This is a genomic window from Fundicoccus culcitae (genome assembly GCF_024661895.1).
In the GTDB taxonomy this organism is placed as follows: domain Bacteria; phylum Bacillota; class Bacilli; order Lactobacillales; family Aerococcaceae; genus Fundicoccus_A; species Fundicoccus_A culcitae.
This window is the reverse complement of record NZ_CP102453.1, coordinates 2,919,231-2,936,727: the sequence shown is the minus strand read 5'-3', so window position 1 is coordinate 2,936,727 and position 17,497 is coordinate 2,919,231. Positions and strand designations below refer to the sequence as shown.

Sequence of the window (17,497 nt, the reverse complement as noted above, 5' to 3'; positions counted from 1 at the left end):
AATGTAATTATACAACATCAGACATAGATAGCAAGTAATAAGTCTTAATTGGTATCAATTTATTAACGCATTGTGACAAATTCCTCTGCACCGGTAGGATGAATAGCCACAACACTATCGAATTGTGCTTTGGTTGCCCCCATCTTAATGGCTACTGCAAAGCCTTGGATCATCTCATCAACCCCTTCACCAATCCCATGTAACCCAATCACTTGTTGGTTGTCACCTAAACAAACTAATTTAAAATAACAGGGTTCCCGATGCCAAGCAGCTGAGGCATACATCGAATAAAATTTATTTGTATAAATTTTAATTTGTTCTTCACCGTATTTTTCAATCGCTTCTTCTTGGGTTAAGCCTACGGTTCCAATGGCCGGATGTGTAAAGACGACTGAAGGGACATTCGTGTAGTCGATTCCAGCGGAACTGGCATGATTGAATAAATACTCTGCCACTTGACGTCCAGCTTTAATTGCAACAGGTGTTAAATCAATTTTCCCAATCACATCACCGACAGCATAGATATTTGCTTCCGCCGTCTGGTGTTGATCGTCCACATCGATGTGTCCTTTTGGCGTCAAGCGAACCTTAGTATTTTCAAGGCCTATTTTATCTGTATTCGGTTGACGGCCAACGGCCATGATAACGCGGTCAACCGTTAAACGTAGTTCACCCTTTTGATAACATTCAATTTGGCCAGCTTCATTTTTCCTGTATTCATCAAAACTGGTGTGGGTAATAAGTTGAGGTCCATCTGTTTCAAAGGCTTCTACAATGCCGTCACTAAGCATGCGGTCAAAACTCCGTAATGGGCGATCAAAACGAACCACTAGATGCGATTTAACGCCTAAACTATGCATGACACCAGCTAACTCCACGGCTATGTAGCCTGCTCCAACTACCGCTACTGACCCGGGCAAATCTTTCCAAGCAAAAAAATCATTGGATGTTTCTAAATATTCTGCCCCTTTTACATCGGGAATTTCAGGATGTCCGCCCGTAGCTAAAACAATATATTTCGCCTTAATTAGTTCATCATTTACTTCAATTTCATGATTATTTTTTAAAACACCATAACCTGCAATGTATTCAACTTTATTAGCATTGAAACGATTAACATACCCTGCTCGAGAGCGTTCAACGTAACCATCGCGCGCTTTAAGAAAAGTGGCATAATCAAACGTTAAATGATCGACTTCAAAACCATATCCTGGTCCATATTTTTGGATGGCATCATTAATGTGGGCTGCATACCAACTAACTTTCTTAGGAACACAGCCTTGATTCACGCAAGTACCGCCTAAATGACTGACTTCAATAATGGCAACTTTGGCGCCATGTTCTGCAGCTCGATTTGCCGTAGCAATTCCTCCGCTACCGCCTCCAAGAACGACTAAATCAAATTCTCTCATATACAATTCTCCTTAAATAATTCACTTTTGTTCATGTTGTACAGCTTCTAACCACACTGCCGCAAAGGTTTGACTAGCAGGTATGACCGCCCCAATGCGTCCATGATTGTCGTAGGCTCGATAAAATAATTTGCCTTCGTTGTTGTAACCATAAGCGTAAACGAGTACCCAATGATTCCCATAATGATTGCCTAATATCCTTGCGGTTCCTACGATAACTGGCAGCGGATTTTCATTACTTAATTGTTCCAACACAATTGGATTAGAAATTAAATGATACCGGGCTTGGTAAGGTATTTCTTTAGGTAATAACTGATTGATTCCTGCTTTCAAATCCCACGGCAAAGTGCCCTTGTAGGGGTAACGATATTCAATCATGGGTTCTAATATCTTGATTAAATCAGCGATATTTAGTGAATGATTGTATTGCTTTTGAATGAAATAGTGAATCAAGGCTGCTGTAGCATAGGACCCACAAATACCGGGTTTAATTCGATTAACATAGGGTTGATACACTTTCATTTCTGTCATCGATAATCCATGCCATTTTTTCGGCCATTGTGTCCGTGGATAACGCTTTTCCCATTTAATTTTCACACATTTGCCTCGATGAGATCTTTAGCTAATTCATAACAGCCTGTTATACCGGCATTATCGCCTAATTGCGGTGGAACGATGAACGATTCTAATTCGGGTAATTCCAAATAGCCATTATTTAATTCAGCGAATTTGGCTCTTATTAAGGGGAATAGTTGGCTTTGTTTCATCACGCCGCCTCCCAAAATAAATCGCTCACTACTTAAGGTCACGTAATAATTATATAGGGCTTGCGCTAAATACTCCGCTTCTAATTCCCAAACTTCTGGATTATCAGTCAATTCAATAGCTTTCTTGCCCCATCGACCTTCAATCGCCGGGCCAGCTGCCAGTGACTCCGCACAATTCTTATGGTAAGGACAAAAGCCTTCATAGTCATCCTGTTCATTTCGCATTAAAAGCATATGTCCGGCTTCTGGATGGGCATAACCTTCGACAACTTTTTCATTGACAACCACACCGCCACCGATGCCAGTGCCAACCGTTAAATACAGACAATTTTTAACGTCTTGAGCAGCACCTTGGCGTAACTCTCCGTAGGCAGCCGCATTCACATCCGTTGTCCATGCAATAGGTAATGGCAAAGCTTCTTTTAATGTTCCATATAAATTATAGTGTTGCCAAGCTAATTTTGGGGTTGTTGTGATATAACCAAAGGATTCTAACTCAGGATTCACCCCAATCGGACCAAACGACCCTACGCCAATGGCCTTTAATTCAGGATATTGTTTAAAATAAGCGATTATTTTCGGCATCACTTCAATGGGTGTTTCAGTGGGATAACTTACTCGATCGACCAACGCGCCTTGGTCTGAAAAAATAGCGCAAACCATTTTGGTTCCGCCCGCTTCTAACGCTCCAATCATATATAAAACCTCACTTAATAAATATTTGATGTCATGAAGTATGGAATCATGCATTCTTTTTCATTATATCAGACTCTATTACCCCCTACTATAAAAAAGAACTTGATACTTTTCATTCAAGGTTTTATCGATTAGGAACTAACAGAAAAAAACTAACTAGCTTGTCATCTTAAAATGCAAGCTAATTAGTTTATTGATTGTGTCACTTTTGCGGCTGTTCGTTTTCTAAAAATTAATGGTTTCTTGCAGAGCGATGCTTTGATTACGTTGATACGCTTCAAGCGTTAAGTCGTAATAATCTAAAAGACTCCGTGTCGCATTGTTCCACGAATGTGATTCAGCCTGTTTTAAAGCCGCAATACGTACTTTTTCTAATAATAAAGGATTATCCAACTGTTTTAAGGCTGTCATGAGACTTTCGGTATTGCGCGACTCAAAAATAAAGCCTGTTTCTTTATCGGTAATTTGCTCTAACGTAGGTCCGTTTTTAGCTGCAAAAACAGGCAGGCCAGATGCCATGGCTTCAGAGATAACTAAACCGTATGTTTCCGAAATTGAAGGGAAGATAAAAGCATCTCCCGTCGCAAAGGCTTTAGACAATTCTTCCCCATGTAAAAAACCAAGAAAAGTTGTTGGTGTTCCTTCAAATAAGGCTTCGAGGTTTTCCCGTTCGGGACCGTCCCCAACAATCACCAAACAAATATCATCGCGATGATCAAAAATAACCCGTAATTGGTCCAAATCTTTTTCAGCGGCTAGTCGCCCAACATAGACTAAAAGTTTTTTATCAGTTTGATTAAACGTTAACTGATCATATAAGGCTTGATCAAAATATTTAGGATGGCGGTTATCTAAATCAATGCCGCTAGGTAAAACGCCAACTGTTTCAATATTTTGTTGATTTAATTCTTCTAACAAAGTCTGAGATACGGTGATATTTATATCAGAGGGTTGATACCAAAAGCGTATGTACTCCCATAATAGGGGCTTAAGTAAAGGCATTTTATAATGGTCAAGATAATTGGGCATGTGGGTGTGATAAGAGGTGATTAAGGGTAAATTGAGTTGTTTAGCATAGCGTACGGCAGATGTGCCCATAAAAAATGGGTTTACGGCGTGGACTATATCAGGTTTAAAGGCTTTTAAGATATATTTTATTTTTCGACTAGGTACGCCCCAAGGTCTAGATCCATATAACGGAAAAGTGAGCGTATCCATCCTAAATACAGGTATCCCTTCATATTCGTCGATACCTAAATCAGGTGAAATAACAATCACTTCATGCCCTAGTTTTTTCAATTCAACAACCATTTTCGCAAAGCGTGTACAAATACCATCTGTAGCCGGCACAAAGGTCTCTGTAACAATAGCTATTCGCATAATCTGACTCCTTATCATTTAATTCTCAATTCTCAACACACAACTATAAAAAAATATCTCTTTAAAAATACTTTAACATATCAGTTTTGATTTTATGAAAATTTCTTGTAAAAATAATGTAAAGCTAGATTTTACTCACTTTTTAACGTTTTGGTTTTCCTTTATCTTTTTTCTTTTTAAGCCGCACTTTACGTTTTTTGACATTTGCCTTAGGCCCAGCGTTGGCTGTTCTTTCTTTGGCAAGGCGTGGCTTGGATGCAGGGCTTTTGGTTTGATTAGATTGTGCATTCGTTGGCGCTTCTTTTTCTATTTCACGGACTTCAGGATCCACGATGGCCTGTTGAAAAACTATTTTTTCCGTTAATTGAATGGAGCGAGCATCCAATATTTTTTGTAAATCGCGGTGTTCTTGCTCATTCACTAGGGAAATAACCACTCCTTTATGTCCCATACGTCCTACGCGCCCTGAGCGATGGAAATAAGTATCTAAATTATTGACTCGATTATAGTGAATAGCGTATGGGAGCGCGGGAATATCCATGCCACGTCCAGCCAAATCCGTTGTCAACAGATAAGTCACTTCTCCCGCTTTAAAGGATTCAATGGCATGTTGCCGTTCAAACTTACTCACTTGACTATGTAAGACTGCCACCTTAATACCATCGTAGATTAATTTACTGGCTACTTGATCTAATTCATTCACTTGTTCGAAAAACACAATGGCTTGCATGTTGTCAACTTGGCCCAAGCGTTTTAATAATTGAGGCTTTTGACGATCGGTGGTTAAAATATAATAATGCTCAATGGGTAATTTGTTATCTTGTGATGTCATATGGATAAGTGGGATGGTCGTCGGTGCTTGAACTAAGCTTAACAATGGAGCTCCAAGGGTCGCGCTGACCCATATTTTTTGTACATCCTTATCCAAACGTTTTTCAATTTGTTCTAAAGCAGGTCGATGTTCATCTTGCCATAAATAATCTGCTTCATCATAAACAATGGTTTTTACCATATGAACTTTTAATTTACGGGTTTGATTTAATAACTCCACAAATCGTCCAGGTGTTGCGACGATAATTTCGGGTTTATCCTTTAATTGTTCAATTTGGCGACTAATATTAGCCCCACCCAAAATCACTTGGGTCTTTAACCCCAATAATTGAGCCCATTCCTGTGCAACTTCTCCGATTTGTTTCACTAACTCTTGTGACGGTGCCAAGATAATCACTTGTAAAACGTTATTGGCTTCAATTGTTTGTATCAGTGGTAACAAATAAGCTAATGTTTTTCCTGTACCGGTTGGAGAGATGGCAACAAAAGATTGCTTTTCAATGATTGGTTGATATACGGCTTTTTGAATGGGTGTAGCTGCATCAAAGCCTTTGTTGTGCCAATATTTTTTTAAGTCTTCCTCTAACCTCATTGTTATCACCTTTCTAAAAATCTAAATCTGCTGATTTTCTTAAATATTGCATGACAGTCGCTACCTGTAGCGATAATTGCTTCCAATTTTCATACCTAACTTTTTGATGAATATTGTCTTTATCAAGTATAACTTCCGAGAAGGCAATCAATTCATCATACATCACATTTTCTGGCTTATAATTAATAACATTGGCCACTTGTCCGCCTTTATTGATTAATTTTACCGATGAAATTTTGGAAATATTTTCAATCACAATCGTTTCATCATCAAAATAAATCTCACTGCTAAGTGCCGAATGCACTGCTTTTGAAATAAAGATATTTATTTGTGAGCTTTTATATTTTAGGATGATGTTACCGAAAAGATCAATGCCGTTTTCGCCTTTAACGGTGTGATAAGATAAAGTATCCGGCATACCGAATAAATCGACGGCTACGTAGATTGGGTATACCCCTAGGTCCATTAATGTCCCTCCAGAAAACGCCGGATTAAAGATATTAGGACCTTCCTCTTTGGCATTCATGGCTGCATTATATTCTTCATAGCGTGAAGAATATTGACCCAGATTAAAGTTGGCGCCCACAAAAGGCAATGAATGTCCTTGTTTTAAATTATTGACCAATTGGCTTAACCGACGATAATTGCGGTTATGGTAATGTAAAGCTGCTTCAAAGACTAAAACATTATTTTTACTCGCTTCATCAAATACTTCATGCCATTCGGTGACATTACAAAAAGCGGGTTTTTCTACAATGACATGTTTACCGGCACGAATGGCTTTAATGGCTTGTTCGGCATGTAAACTATTTGGACTTGCAATATAAATGACATCAATATCGGGATCAAACAGCAAATGATTTAGGGTAGAAGTATAATAATCGGCTTTATAAATTGTTGCAATATCTTTGGCTGTGGCATTTTTTCGCGAGTAGACACCTTTTAAGTGGTATTTTCTAGTAAGGATTAATGCTTTAATAAATTGTTCGGTGATGGATGAGGTACCAATGGTTCCAACGTTTATCATGATAAGGCCCCCTATATTTTTATTACTTTCATTCTATCAAAATTTAGCTAATATACCTAACTATTCCCACTCATTTAACGCTAAATTCTATTTAATTCTAACACTAAAAAAACATTCGTATTTTTAATTAGATAGTCGTCCGCTAAAGCAAAAGCCAAGGCTTTTGATGGTCCCGCTAAAATTTAAAATACGAATGTTTTTATAGCTCAATAGTTAAATGCGTTAATCGTTTTACTAGTTAACCAAAGTATCTTCGGAAATATTGCTTAGATAGCGGTCAATTTCTTCAATGACCTCTTTTAAATTATTTTCACCAAAAGGCGATTTTAAGTTAGCTAATTCAACTATTTCGCCAAATGGTAGGGTTCCACCCACTTTACAAATGGCTAAATAATCAGACCAGGCATTTGGATCGTTGTCTACTTGACTTCTTTTCCAGAATTGGAAGGCACAAACTTGGGCTAAGGTATAATCAATGTAGTAGAAAGGTGAACTGAAAATATGTCCTTGACGGAACCAATAGCCACCCTCTTCATAAAATGGATTGCCATCATAATCTTTCCATGGATTGTATTCTTTTTCTAAACGTCTCCAAGTCGCGCGACGTTCCTCTGGTGTCATATTAGGATTTTCATAGACTTCGTGTTGATAGTGGTCAACTAATACTCCATAAGGTAAAAAAGTCAACGCATCAGCTAAATGGCTATATTTATACTTAGGCGTTTGCTCTTCAAAGAATAATTCCATCCATGGCCAAGCAAAGAATTCCATCGACATTGAATGAATTTCACAACTTTCATAGGTTGGGAAAACCACTTCTGATGTCGTAATCCAACGGGATTCATACACTTGGAAGGCATGTCCTGCTTCGTGCGTTAAAACATCGATATCGTCAGATGTGCCATTAAAGTTTGAGAAAATAAAAGGTGATTTATAATCAGGAATGTAGGTACAGTAACCACCACCAGCTTTGCCCGGTTTAGTTACTAAATCCATTAATTCATTATCAAACATAAAATCAATGAATTCGCCTGTTTCTTCTGACATTTCATGATACATTTGACGACCACTTTTAACAATGTCATCTGCAGACCCTTTAGGTATTGCGTTACCATCTTTATAGGTAATTGGAATATCGTAATATTTTAATTCAGCTAAATCTAATCGGTCGGCTTGCCGTTGGTATAATTTGTTGGCCACAGGTACCACATGTTTTAACACTTCTTGGCGATAAACCTTGACATCTTCACGATCATAATCAAAACGGTTCATCCGCACATAACCCATTTCAACAAAATCCTTAAAGCCAAGTTCTTTAGCCATTTGATCACGTGTTTTAACTAAATCATCGTAAATACGATCAAATTGATCTTGGTTGCTACTAAAGAAATTACCAATTAATTCCATCACGGTTTTACGTTCTTGGCGGTCCGTTGATTGCGTAAACGGAGATAAGCCACTTAAATTATAGGTTTCACCTTTATACTCAATTTCAGCTGATGCAATTAATTTTCCATATTCACTGGATAATTTATTTTCTTTTTGCAGCAAAGGAATAACTTTTGGATCAAATACGCTTAAGCTATTTTCAGCAATCATAAAGAAAGTCTTTGGTAGTTCTTTTTCAAATGCTGCTCGGTAGGGACTATTTAAGACGGCACGATAATAAGCGGTCACGACTTCCGTTAAATAAGGTTGATTTTCATCCCAAAAGTCATTTTCTGCTTCATAAAAGGCATCTTTTGTATCGATTGAATGGCGAATAGACGATAAAGTCCCTTGTGTTTCTAGCGTATTTTGTAAGGCTTGAAAGGCACGAATCGCTTCTATTCCCGCTTGGGCTGATTCTGCTTGCTCAATGCGTTCGACATGAGCATTTCCTTGGCTTAAAACCTCTTATAAATTGGGACGTTCGTAAGGCATATCTTTAAATTTCATTCTGTCACCACTTTCATCAAATTGTATTTCATTATAGCATATTTTAATCATCAAAAACCGCTTACCCAGCGACAAGTTAAAAGAAATTTTTAATGACTGCCTGAATTTGCTTAATATACTCATCAGGTAACTTATATAAAGAATGACCTGTTATCCGAACTTTAGGGTCGACACAGCGTAAATGTTGCAACAAAATGGTGCCAGTCACCACATCGTTTTCAGGAATTCGGATAAACATAGGCGCTTTAGAATATTTTGGGTCATTGACATACTTAGCAGCATTACTTATGGGAGCAATAATCACGGTGTTTAAATACTGATTATATTGATCATTACTCACAATAACACAAGGTCGTTTTTTATTGGCCTCAACCCCTTTAGTTGGATTTAGATCAACATAAACGACCTCACCTAAATGATATTGTTTCATTAGTCAATAACCTCATCACCCATATCCGCACCCCAGTCAACCGCATCATCTTCAAACAGACCATATTGTGCTTGATGTTCAGCGACCTGACTCCAAAAATCATCGATTATTTTCTTCTTTAAAAGAATATGCCCACTCTCAAGAATCTCAAAGGCAATTTCGTCATGCATCTGAATGCCTAGTTTTGCACGAATTTCACGTGGGATCGTAATTTGATTTTTTGAACTTAATTTAGCTGAAATAATTAATTTTTGTTTATAATCCATAAAAGCAAACCCCTTTACTTTTCTTTACTTTTAGCATACACTAACCCATACCCAAAGTAAATATCTTTGCGTCACTTTATTCATCAGTAATCTCTTCAAAATAATTAATGCCCTTTAAATGCTTCACCGCATCGATAAATTCAGCTTGTTTAATAAAATTATTCAAGTCAACCGATACATAATAGACAACCCCATGAGCTTTATCTAGCTCTATGCCGTGATTCGATTCTAAATTCAAATCAATAATTTTAACTCGGGTGTCGGAGCAATATTTCAAAAACCCATTGAAGCTCGTTAATGAATCAGCAATGATAAAACAATCCAATTTGCTTGAGTGACCTTGAATATAACGTTTTAACGGTCGCAAAGCAGTCATGGTTAGTAAAATAGCTACCCCACCAATAATCGCACCTTCATAAAAGCCTATTCCAACCGCTAAGCCGATACTGGCTGCAGCCCACAAACCGGCTGCCGTCGTCAAGCCTTTGACACGGTTTCGATCAGTCACTAAAATAGTTCCGGCACCTAGAAAGCCAATCCCACTAACAACTTGTGCCCCCATTCGCGTTGGATCACTAACACCCATCGAGACAAACACATATTGATTCGTCATCATAATGATAGCTGACCCTAAACAAACCAATATATAAGTTCTTAACCCTGCCGTTCGATGTTGATAACCTCGTTCAACACCTAGTAAACCACCAATCAAGATTGCCAATAACATACGGACTAAAATTGTCACGGTATTTAATTCATACAAATTGAGTGCCATTGAGAGTCACACCTCCTCTATTCACACAATCAGTATACAAAAAATAGCCGTTTGTAAGCTATTATTTACACTTTTTTCTACAACTCTTAAGCAACATCACTTGACGACTTGTTGTATAATATAATAAAGGACATAAGTAAGGTGAATCAAAATGACACAAACACCAGCAAATAGAGATTATTACACGATAAATGGTCGCTTTATTTCGCATAAGTTCATTAAAACGACTGAACCCATTATGATTTTGATCAAATTTTCTGTCGCTGATGAAGTTAAAACGGCTATTATTGTCAAAAATGCCTTGCGCTTTATTGAAGAGGTCTATCCTGATGACGCCATCAGTTTATACGGTTATACCAATCAACGCAAGCAATTTGTTATCAGTAAATACCTGATAACCTCAACTCAGCATACCGATTTACCCGCTCACTTAAAATATCCAAAACAACGTCATCCTGACGATTCTTTATAGGAGGAATCTTCTTTGTCTAGTGATCAACCCAAAATAAATGAAACGCACGAAACGAGTGCCCAAATACGCGATCAAATTGAACAAAAATTAGCTTTATTACCCGATTTACCTGGCTGCTACCTGATGCGTAATCGCGATAATGAGATTATTTATGTCGGTAAAGCCAAAAACTTAAAAAATCGTGTGCGGTCCTATTTTAGAGGGGCTCACGATACGAAAACGACTAAATTAGTTTCTGAAATTCATCACTTCGAAACGATTGTTACCAACAGCAATAAAGAAGCATTAATTTTAGAAATAAATTTAATTCAAAAATACAAACCGATTTATAATATCCGTTTAAAAGACGGAACGATGTATCCTTATTTGAAAATTACGAATGAACGCGATCCTGAATTGATTATCACCAATGTGGTGAAGAAGGACGGAGGTATTTATTTTGGGCCGTTTCCAAATGTTTATGCGGCCACGAATACGCAACAATTGTTGCACCGTGTATACCCATTGCGTCGTTGCCCTAAAAATGAAAAACGTGCCTGTTTTTATTATCACTTAAACCAATGTATTGGGCCTTGTGATCATGAGGTTAGTGTGGAAACGTATCAAGAACAGATTAATCGGATTAAACGTTTCTTTAATGGTGATGTCAGTGAGATTAAGAAGGACTTAACGGCTAAAATGCATACCGCCGCTGAAAAACTGGAATTTGAGTTGGCAGCTGACTACCGCGATCAACTTGATTATATTGATACAACCTTAGAACGTCAAAATGTCATGAGCCAAGATTATGATAATATGGATGTTTTTGGTTATACCTATGACCGTGGGTGGTTATCGATTCAAGTGTTTATGTTGCGTCAAGGTTCCATCTTAAAGCGAAAAGCAGCGATATTTCCTTGTTATTCTGAACCTGAAGAAGAAGTAACCACATTTATTGCACGGTTTTACCATGAACAGAATCACATAAAGCCTAAAGGGATTCTTGTGCAGAGTGATGTCGATCATGAAACCTTGTCAGAAGTTCTAGAGATTTCAGTTCATACCCCTTTACGTGGTAAGAAACGGTCGATGTTAGAGTTATGTGAGAAAAATAGTAAATTAGCTTTAGATGAAAAATTCCGTCTGGATGAAAACAACCAACGTAAAACGATTGGGGCTGTTACTGAATTAGCTGAGCTTTTAAATATTGAACAGGCCAATTATATTGAAGCCTTTGACCACTCCAATATTCAAGGGACCGACTCGGTTTCAGGGATGGTGGTCTATCGTGATGGTAAACCGGAGCGCAAAAGTTATCGTAAGTTCAAAATTAAAACCGTTGAAGGTGCCAATGAATTTGCCCATACGCAAGAAGTGATTCGGCGTCGCTATACGCGCTTACTGCGTGAAGAGAAGCCATTGCCTGATTTAATCCTAATGGATGGTGGCAAAATCCAAATTCGTGCGGCTCGTGATGTGCTTGAAAATGAATTAGGCTTATCGATTCCCATTGCAGGGATGGTTAAAGATGATCACCATAAAACGGCTTCTCTGATGGATGGATATAGTGAAGAAATTCTAGAAGTTGATCGTCGAAGTCAAGCCTTTATGTTGATTCAGCGGATTCAAGAAGAGGTGCACCGTTATGCCATTAGCTATCACAGACAGGTTCGTAGCAAATCGCATTTTGCCTCTGAATTAGATCAAATTGAAGGCGTTGGGCCGGTAACGCGCAATAAATTGTTGAAACATTTCAAGTCCCTTAAGCGTATGAAGGAAGCCTCAATTGATGAGTATCGTAAATTAGGTATCCCCCAGTCAACAGCTGAACGTGTCATTCAAACCTTAAATGAAGCCAAATAAATGCTAAAAGAGACTGTAGTCATTAACCGGCTACAGTCTCTCTTTAATTTTTTTTAGTAAACAATGACAGGTGTCCCGTATTCTACATATTCATAGATGGTGCCCATGTATTCAAGAGGCGTATTAATACACCCTAGAGAACCACTATAGGTATAGACATCACCACCAAAACTCCATTGCCAAGTGGCATCATGAATGCCTTGGTCAATATAGTCAAAGCGAATCCAATAAGAAACAGGTACTTTATATTCTTTTTCAAGTCGTGGGTTAAACCCTACTAAGTCGGTATCGCGTAACATTTCGATAACGGCATTGGCACCAGGAACTGTTTCAGTTCCCGTTTGGCCACTCACAATATTGGTCGATAAAATGAGCTCGTCTTCATAATATAAATGCATCATTTGATACGTTAAATCGATTTCTACATAAGTTGTTCCAATATCATTCGCAGAATTTGGGACACCGCTCGTGCTATAAATCACGGGTTCGCGTCGTGTATCAACACCTGCTTTTAAATCTTCGATAATCAAATCAACGGTTGGTTCAATTTCAATCCCCCACCCTAGAATCCCTGGTGGAATTGTAATGGTTCCTTGCGAAGTACTATCAAATTGACGTTCTTTATCAAAGGTTGAATAGCTTTCGTTTAAATCATTGACAAATTCAGTAATCAATTCTCGATCAAAAATAATTTGGTTATTCGAATCAAAGTATATCCAATTTTCAATTTGTTCTTGTGTAATGGTGAGGTCATCGCCTCCAACTTCGATAATATAGTCAAAGTCGCTAGCCGCTTTAATTTTATCGTATAGAGCAACGACTTTTTCATCATCTTCATTATATTCAGGTTCTAGATAAGCTGATTCGATATCTAAAACCATATCACCATCGTCTAAATGCGTAATTAATTCTTCCGTCAGCAATTCATAATCAACTTGATTCCCTATCGTGCTATCACTGATATAAAATCCTTCGTCTTCATCAAAAGTAATTTGTGCATTTTCTGACGGTGTCCGTTGATCGTTAGTAATCCCTTGCATTTCTAAGTTTTCAATCAAGTCTGCTTGGTTAATTGTAATATTATTTGTTAAAACATTTTCATATTCGTTAGCTTGCACTAAATGCGAAAACCAGAATAAAGGATTCTGATTATTAAAGTGATTGGCTAAAGTCGTTTCTAAAGTAAAAGCAGGTTGATAATCAGCTAATTGCATAGAAGCAACCGTCTTACCATTTTCCTTAATTTGAACTTGTCGTTGACTTAATTCTTTTTCAATTTTGGCTTGAGCATCGTTTAAGGTTAAGTGACTAATATCGACAGAACCAAATTCTGTATTAGCGACAAATTTATCTAAATAAAAACTAACACCAAAAAAATACAGTACGACGACTATAAGAATTGATCCTAGGATGGTTTTGATTATTTTATTCAACAGCTATCCTCCTATAATGGGTGTGCTGCCTATAATCTAACACATTTCAGCCTTGTCAACAAGCAAAATCTTAATATTATTTTTAGTCATTATCATGTTTTTTAAGAATAGCCGGTCCATAAAAGCTTAAATACCGGCTATTAGGCGTAAGTGGCAAGTGAACGGCTGTCAAACGGAGGTTGGGTTGGCAATCGCATATAGCGAAATACATAAACGCTATATGCGTTTGGCAATCGCGTATAGCGAAATCCATAAACGCTATATGCGTTTGGCAATCGCGTATAGCGAAATCCATAAACGCTATATGCGTTTGGCAATCGCGTATAGCGAAATCCATAAACGCTATATGCGTTTGGCAAATATATACTAAAAACAGCGAATAGCCGGTACTTACGCACATAAGTACCGGCTATTAGGCAGTGATATTTATTTTATAGGTTTTTAAGGGTTTCTAAAAGGAGTTCGTTAACGACTTGTGGGTTGGATTGACCCCGTGTGGCTTTCATAATTTGACCAACGAAGAAGCCAATCGCACGGTCTTTACCATTTTTGAAATCTTCAACCGATTGTTGATTTTTGCTAATGACGTCATCAATAATGGGTTGCAGTTTAGCTGGGTCACTCAATTGCGCCATGCCTTTTTCCTCTACGATGGCTTGTGCATCGCCACCTTCAGTAATGAGGATTTTAAAGAGTTGTTTAGCAATTTTAGATGAAATGGTGCCATTATCAATCAAAGCAATCATTTGAGCCAGATTTTCAGGTGTTAATTCTGTTTCGGCTAAAGTCACTTTTTGGTTATTTAAATAAGCTGATACTTCACCCATTATCCAGTTAGAAGCCTGTTTTGGATCAGCGCCTGCTTCAACCGTTGCTTGGAAAAAGTCGGACGTGTCTTTATTCAAGGTTAAGACCATGGCATCATATTCTGGTAATTCGTATTCTTCCACATAGCGTTTACGGCGAACATCTGGCATTTCTGGAATAGTTCCTTTAACCGTTTCAATCCATTCATCACTTATATAGACAGGGGGTAGATCGGGTTCTGGGAAATAGCGATAATCGGCTGCCCCTTCTTTAACACGCATTAAAATCGTACTCGCGGTGGCTTCATCGTAACGACGTGTTTCTTGTTGAATGCGACCACCAGAACGTAAAATGTTGGCTTGGCGTTTTTCTTCAAACTCCAGACCTTTACGCACGTAATTAAAACTATTTAAATTTTTAATTTCCGTTTTAGTTCCGAATGCTTCTTGGCCATAAGGACGAATGGAGATGTTTCCGTCACAACGTAATGAACCTTCTTCCATTTTCACATCTGAAATACCTGTGTACATGATTTTTTCACGTAATATTTCTAAAAAGGCGTAAGCTTCGTCGGGCGAACGTAAGTCGGCTTCGGTGACGATTTCAATCAGCGGTGTGCCTTGACGGTTTAAATCAACATAAGAGAAATTATCGGTCCCATGTGTGTTTTTACCAGCATCTTCTTCTAAGTGAATCCGTTCAATCCGAATACGGCGTGTTTGACCATCAACCTCAATATCGATATAGCCATTGCGTCCAATCGGGTAATCGTTTTGCGAAATTTGATAAGCTGTTGGATTATCTGGATAAAAATAATTTTTACGATCAAAGCGCATATGTTGTGTAATTTCACAATTTAACGCCAGAGCTGCCCGCATACCATATTCAACGACTTGACGGTTTAAAACAGGTAATGCTCCCGGATAACCCCAATCTTTTTCATTCGTATTAGCGTTGGGTTCTGAACCATACTGTACAGGGGAACTAGAAAATATTTTTGAGTTGGTTTTTAATTCCACATGGACTTCAAGCCCGATGACTGTTTCAAAATTCATTAATTTCCCTCCTTAAGTGATGGTTTTTGTAAATGAAAATCATGTTCCGCTTCATAAATGGAAGCAATTTGATAGAGTGTTGCTTCGTTTAAAGAATTGGCATGCATTTGTAAACCAATCGGCATACCATCACCATCAAAACCAACTGGGATTGAAATAGCAGGAATACCAGCAATATTAGCTGTTACCGTTAAAATATCGGCAACATACATTTCGATAGGATTATCGATTTTTCCACCGATTTCATAGGCAGTACTGGTTGTCGTCGGTCCTAAAATGATGTCATAATCAGCAAAAATCTTTTTGAAATCTTGAATAATTAAGGTTCTAACTTGAGCTGCTTTTTTATAATATAAATCAAATGAACCGGCACTCAAACTATATGTTCCTAACATAATCCGGTTTTTCACTTCCGATCCAAAACCTTCACTCCGTGAATTCACATAAATTTCTTCCAAGTTGGTGGCATCCTTAGAACGATAGCCATAGCGAATACCATCAAAACGTTGTAAATTAGAGGATGCTTCCGATGAAGCGATAATATAATAGACATTTGTTCCATATTGGGTATGCGGTAAAGATACTTCTTCAATAATAGCGCCTTTTGACTCAAAAAAATCAGCAGCTGTTTGAACAGCGTCACGAATATCTTTACTGACAAAATCTGATTTAAATTCTTTTGGAAAAGCAATCTTCATGCCTGCAATGGATTGACCTATTTTTTCTGAAAAAGAGCTTGGTTGATCAGCTAGACTGGTAGAATCATGGGCATCATGACCAGCAATAGCTTCTAATAATAAAGCATTGTCTTCAACGGTTAAGGTCATCGGACCAACTTGATCAAAACTAGATCCAAAAGCGACAACACCATATCGAGAAACCAGACCATAGGTAGGTTTTAAACCGACAATGCCGTTAAAGGCTGCCGGTTGTCGAATACTTCCACCAGTATCTGTTCCTAAAGAAGCTGGCACTTGACGAGCCGCAACGGTCGCAGCGGATCCGCCTGAAGAGCCGCCGGGGACACGGTCTAAGTTCCATGGGTTATGGGTGATTTTAAAGGCCGAACGTTCTGTGGTTGAACCCATAGCAAATTCATCCATATTTACTTTACCAACAATGACAGCACCCGCTGCTTTCAATTTTGAGACAACCGTCGCATCATAGGTTGGGATGAAATTTTCCAACATTTTACTGGCTGCAGTCGTAACTAAATTTTCAGTTAAAATATTATCTTTAACAGCGACGGGAATCCCATTTAATAAAGGCGCATCAGGGCCATAACCACGCTCATCGGCTTGTTGAGCTGCTTCCAGTGCTTTTTCTTCATTTAAACGTAAGTAAGCACCGATGTGTTCATCAGTTGCTGCTATTTTTTCAAAAGCCGCTTTGACTAAATCAACCGAAGTAAATGTCCCTTGCGCTAAGCCATCTTTCATGCCTTTGATTGTTTCTGGATAATGACTCATGCGGATGGCGCCTCACTTTCAATGATTGCTGGTACTTGGATATATGTTTCATGGGTAGTTGGTGCATTGTTTAAAAATCCTTGTTGCATATTTGACTTAATAGCAACATCCTCCCGAAAAACATTAATCAACTCATTGCCATGATAGGTTGGTTCTATACCTTCTGTATCTACTTCCTGTAAATGTTCTACAAACACAAGAATCTCATTAAATCGTTCCGCAAAACCTTCGATCTCTTCATCAGAGAATTTTAATTTAGCTAAGCTGGCTACACGTGCCACTTCTTCTTTAGTAAACATCTTCAA

Annotated in this window: 15 protein-coding genes and 1 pseudogene; 2 read left to right on the top strand and 14 right to left on the bottom strand. The window is 38.1% G+C overall.

Features of this window, described 5'->3' with window-relative positions; translation table 11 throughout:
- Positions 1-62: 62 nt before the first annotated feature.
- The 10 genes and pseudogenes from gorA to NRE15_RS13210 form a co-directional block, all read right to left on the bottom strand.
- A complete protein-coding gene (gene gorA / locus NRE15_RS13255; RefSeq protein ID WP_313793341.1) occupies positions 63-1,412 on the bottom strand; it encodes a glutathione-disulfide reductase in 1,350 nt (449 codons plus the stop codon).
- 21 nt (positions 1,413-1,433) lie between these two features.
- The gene (locus NRE15_RS13250) at positions 1,434-2,009 is read right to left on the bottom strand and encodes a dihydrolipoamide dehydrogenase (RefSeq protein WP_313793340.1); all 576 of its coding nucleotides are present in this window, start codon (positions 2,007-2,009) and stop codon (positions 1,434-1,436) included.
- Complete coding sequence (locus tag NRE15_RS13245; protein WP_313793339.1) at positions 2,006-2,875, bottom strand: ROK family protein; 870 nt, start codon at positions 2,873-2,875, stop codon at positions 2,006-2,008. The genes NRE15_RS13250 and NRE15_RS13245 overlap by 4 nt, the downstream gene beginning before the upstream one ends.
- A 225-nt stretch (positions 2,876-3,100) precedes the next feature.
- Entirely contained in the window at positions 3,101-4,255 is a 1,155-nt protein-coding gene (locus NRE15_RS13240; protein ID WP_313793338.1) for a glycosyltransferase family 4 protein, read from the bottom strand.
- A 142-nt stretch (positions 4,256-4,397) separates the two neighbouring features.
- Positions 4,398-5,678 carry a DEAD/DEAH box helicase gene (locus NRE15_RS13235; protein ID WP_313793337.1) on the bottom strand — a complete coding sequence of 427 codons (1,281 nt, stop codon included), beginning with the start codon at positions 5,676-5,678 and terminating at the stop codon, positions 4,398-4,400.
- A 13-nt stretch (positions 5,679-5,691) separates the two neighbouring features.
- The gene (locus NRE15_RS13230; protein WP_313793336.1) at positions 5,692-6,705 is read right to left on the bottom strand and encodes a Gfo/Idh/MocA family protein; all 1,014 of its coding nucleotides are present in this window, start codon (positions 6,703-6,705) and stop codon (positions 5,692-5,694) included.
- Between the two features lie 234 nt (positions 6,706-6,939).
- Positions 6,940-8,643 (bottom strand): annotated as a pseudogene (locus NRE15_RS13225) (M3 family oligoendopeptidase).
- A gap of 76 nt (positions 8,644-8,719) precedes the next feature.
- Positions 8,720-9,073, bottom strand: a complete 354-nt coding sequence (locus NRE15_RS13220) for a type II toxin-antitoxin system PemK/MazF family toxin (RefSeq protein ID WP_313793335.1) — start codon at positions 9,071-9,073, stop codon at positions 8,720-8,722.
- Positions 9,073-9,339 (bottom strand): AbrB/MazE/SpoVT family DNA-binding domain-containing protein, encoded by a 267-nt coding sequence (locus tag NRE15_RS13215; RefSeq protein WP_313793334.1) that lies wholly within the window; start codon positions 9,337-9,339, stop codon positions 9,073-9,075. The genes NRE15_RS13220 and NRE15_RS13215 overlap by 1 nt, the downstream gene beginning before the upstream one ends.
- Before the next feature lie 76 nt (positions 9,340-9,415).
- Positions 9,416-10,114 (bottom strand): MgtC/SapB family protein, encoded by a 699-nt coding sequence (locus NRE15_RS13210; RefSeq protein WP_313793333.1) that lies wholly within the window; start codon positions 10,112-10,114, stop codon positions 9,416-9,418.
- Between the two features lie 151 nt (positions 10,115-10,265).
- On the opposite strand from NRE15_RS13210, the gene NRE15_RS13205 reads away from it, so the two are divergent.
- Together NRE15_RS13205 and uvrC are read left to right on the top strand one after the other, a co-directional pair.
- Positions 10,266-10,586, top strand: coding sequence for a hypothetical protein (locus tag NRE15_RS13205; RefSeq protein WP_313793332.1), 321 nt, complete (start codon positions 10,266-10,268; stop codon positions 10,584-10,586).
- Between the two features lie 12 nt (positions 10,587-10,598).
- Positions 10,599-12,428 (top strand): excinuclease ABC subunit UvrC, encoded by a 1,830-nt coding sequence (gene uvrC, locus NRE15_RS13200; protein WP_313793331.1) that lies wholly within the window; start codon positions 10,599-10,601, stop codon positions 12,426-12,428.
- Between the two features lie 53 nt (positions 12,429-12,481).
- Here the strand turns inward: uvrC and NRE15_RS13195 are convergent, their stop codons facing one another.
- The 4 genes from NRE15_RS13195 to gatC form a co-directional block, all read right to left on the bottom strand.
- On the bottom strand, positions 12,482-13,861 hold the full coding sequence (locus NRE15_RS13195; RefSeq protein WP_313793330.1) for a L,D-transpeptidase family protein: 1,380 nt from the start codon (positions 13,859-13,861) through the stop codon (positions 12,482-12,484).
- Between the two features lie 431 nt (positions 13,862-14,292).
- Positions 14,293-15,723: an Asp-tRNA(Asn)/Glu-tRNA(Gln) amidotransferase subunit GatB gene (gatB, locus tag NRE15_RS13190; protein WP_313793329.1), complete on the bottom strand. Its 1,431-nt coding sequence runs from the start codon at positions 15,721-15,723 to the stop codon at positions 14,293-14,295.
- Complete coding sequence (gene gatA, locus NRE15_RS13185; protein WP_313793328.1) at positions 15,723-17,192, bottom strand: Asp-tRNA(Asn)/Glu-tRNA(Gln) amidotransferase subunit GatA; 1,470 nt, start codon at positions 17,190-17,192, stop codon at positions 15,723-15,725. Before gatA ends, gatB begins: the two co-directional genes overlap by 1 nt.
- Entirely contained in the window at positions 17,189-17,491 is a 303-nt protein-coding gene (gene gatC, locus NRE15_RS13180) for an Asp-tRNA(Asn)/Glu-tRNA(Gln) amidotransferase subunit GatC (RefSeq protein WP_313793327.1), read from the bottom strand. The genes gatA and gatC overlap by 4 nt, the downstream gene beginning before the upstream one ends.
- Positions 17,492-17,497: the final 6 nt, after the last annotated feature.

Excerpts from the sequence above, each read along its gene's own strand:
- gatC (WP_313793327.1), bottom strand. The coding sequence starts at position 17,491 with ATGTTTACTAAAGAAGAAGTGGCACGTGTAGCCAGCTTAGCTAAATTA.
- gatA (WP_313793328.1), bottom strand. The coding sequence starts at position 17,192 with ATGAGTCATTATCCAGAAACAATCAAAGGCATGAAAGATGGCTTAGCG.
- NRE15_RS13235 (WP_313793337.1), bottom strand. The coding sequence starts at position 5,678 with ATGAGGTTAGAGGAAGACTTAAAAAAATATTGGCACAACAAAGGCTTT.
- NRE15_RS13205 (WP_313793332.1), top strand. The coding sequence starts at position 10,266 with ATGACACAAACACCAGCAAATAGAGATTATTACACGATAAATGGTCGC.
- gatB (WP_313793329.1), bottom strand. The coding sequence starts at position 15,723 with ATGAATTTTGAAACAGTCATCGGGCTTGAAGTCCATGTGGAATTAAAA.
- NRE15_RS13245 (WP_313793339.1), bottom strand. The coding sequence starts at position 2,875 with ATGATTGGAGCGTTAGAAGCGGGCGGAACCAAAATGGTTTGCGCTATT.
- gorA (WP_313793341.1), bottom strand. The coding sequence starts at position 1,412 with ATGAGAGAATTTGATTTAGTCGTTCTTGGAGGCGGTAGCGGAGGAATT.
- NRE15_RS13215 (WP_313793334.1), bottom strand. The coding sequence starts at position 9,339 with ATGGATTATAAACAAAAATTAATTATTTCAGCTAAATTAAGTTCAAAA.
- NRE15_RS13220 (WP_313793335.1), bottom strand. The coding sequence starts at position 9,073 with ATGAAACAATATCATTTAGGTGAGGTCGTTTATGTTGATCTAAATCCA.
- NRE15_RS13210 (WP_313793333.1), bottom strand. The coding sequence starts at position 10,114 with ATGGCACTCAATTTGTATGAATTAAATACCGTGACAATTTTAGTCCGT.
- NRE15_RS13240 (WP_313793338.1), bottom strand. The coding sequence starts at position 4,255 with ATGCGAATAGCTATTGTTACAGAGACCTTTGTGCCGGCTACAGATGGT.
- NRE15_RS13230 (WP_313793336.1), bottom strand. The coding sequence starts at position 6,705 with ATGATAAACGTTGGAACCATTGGTACCTCATCCATCACCGAACAATTT.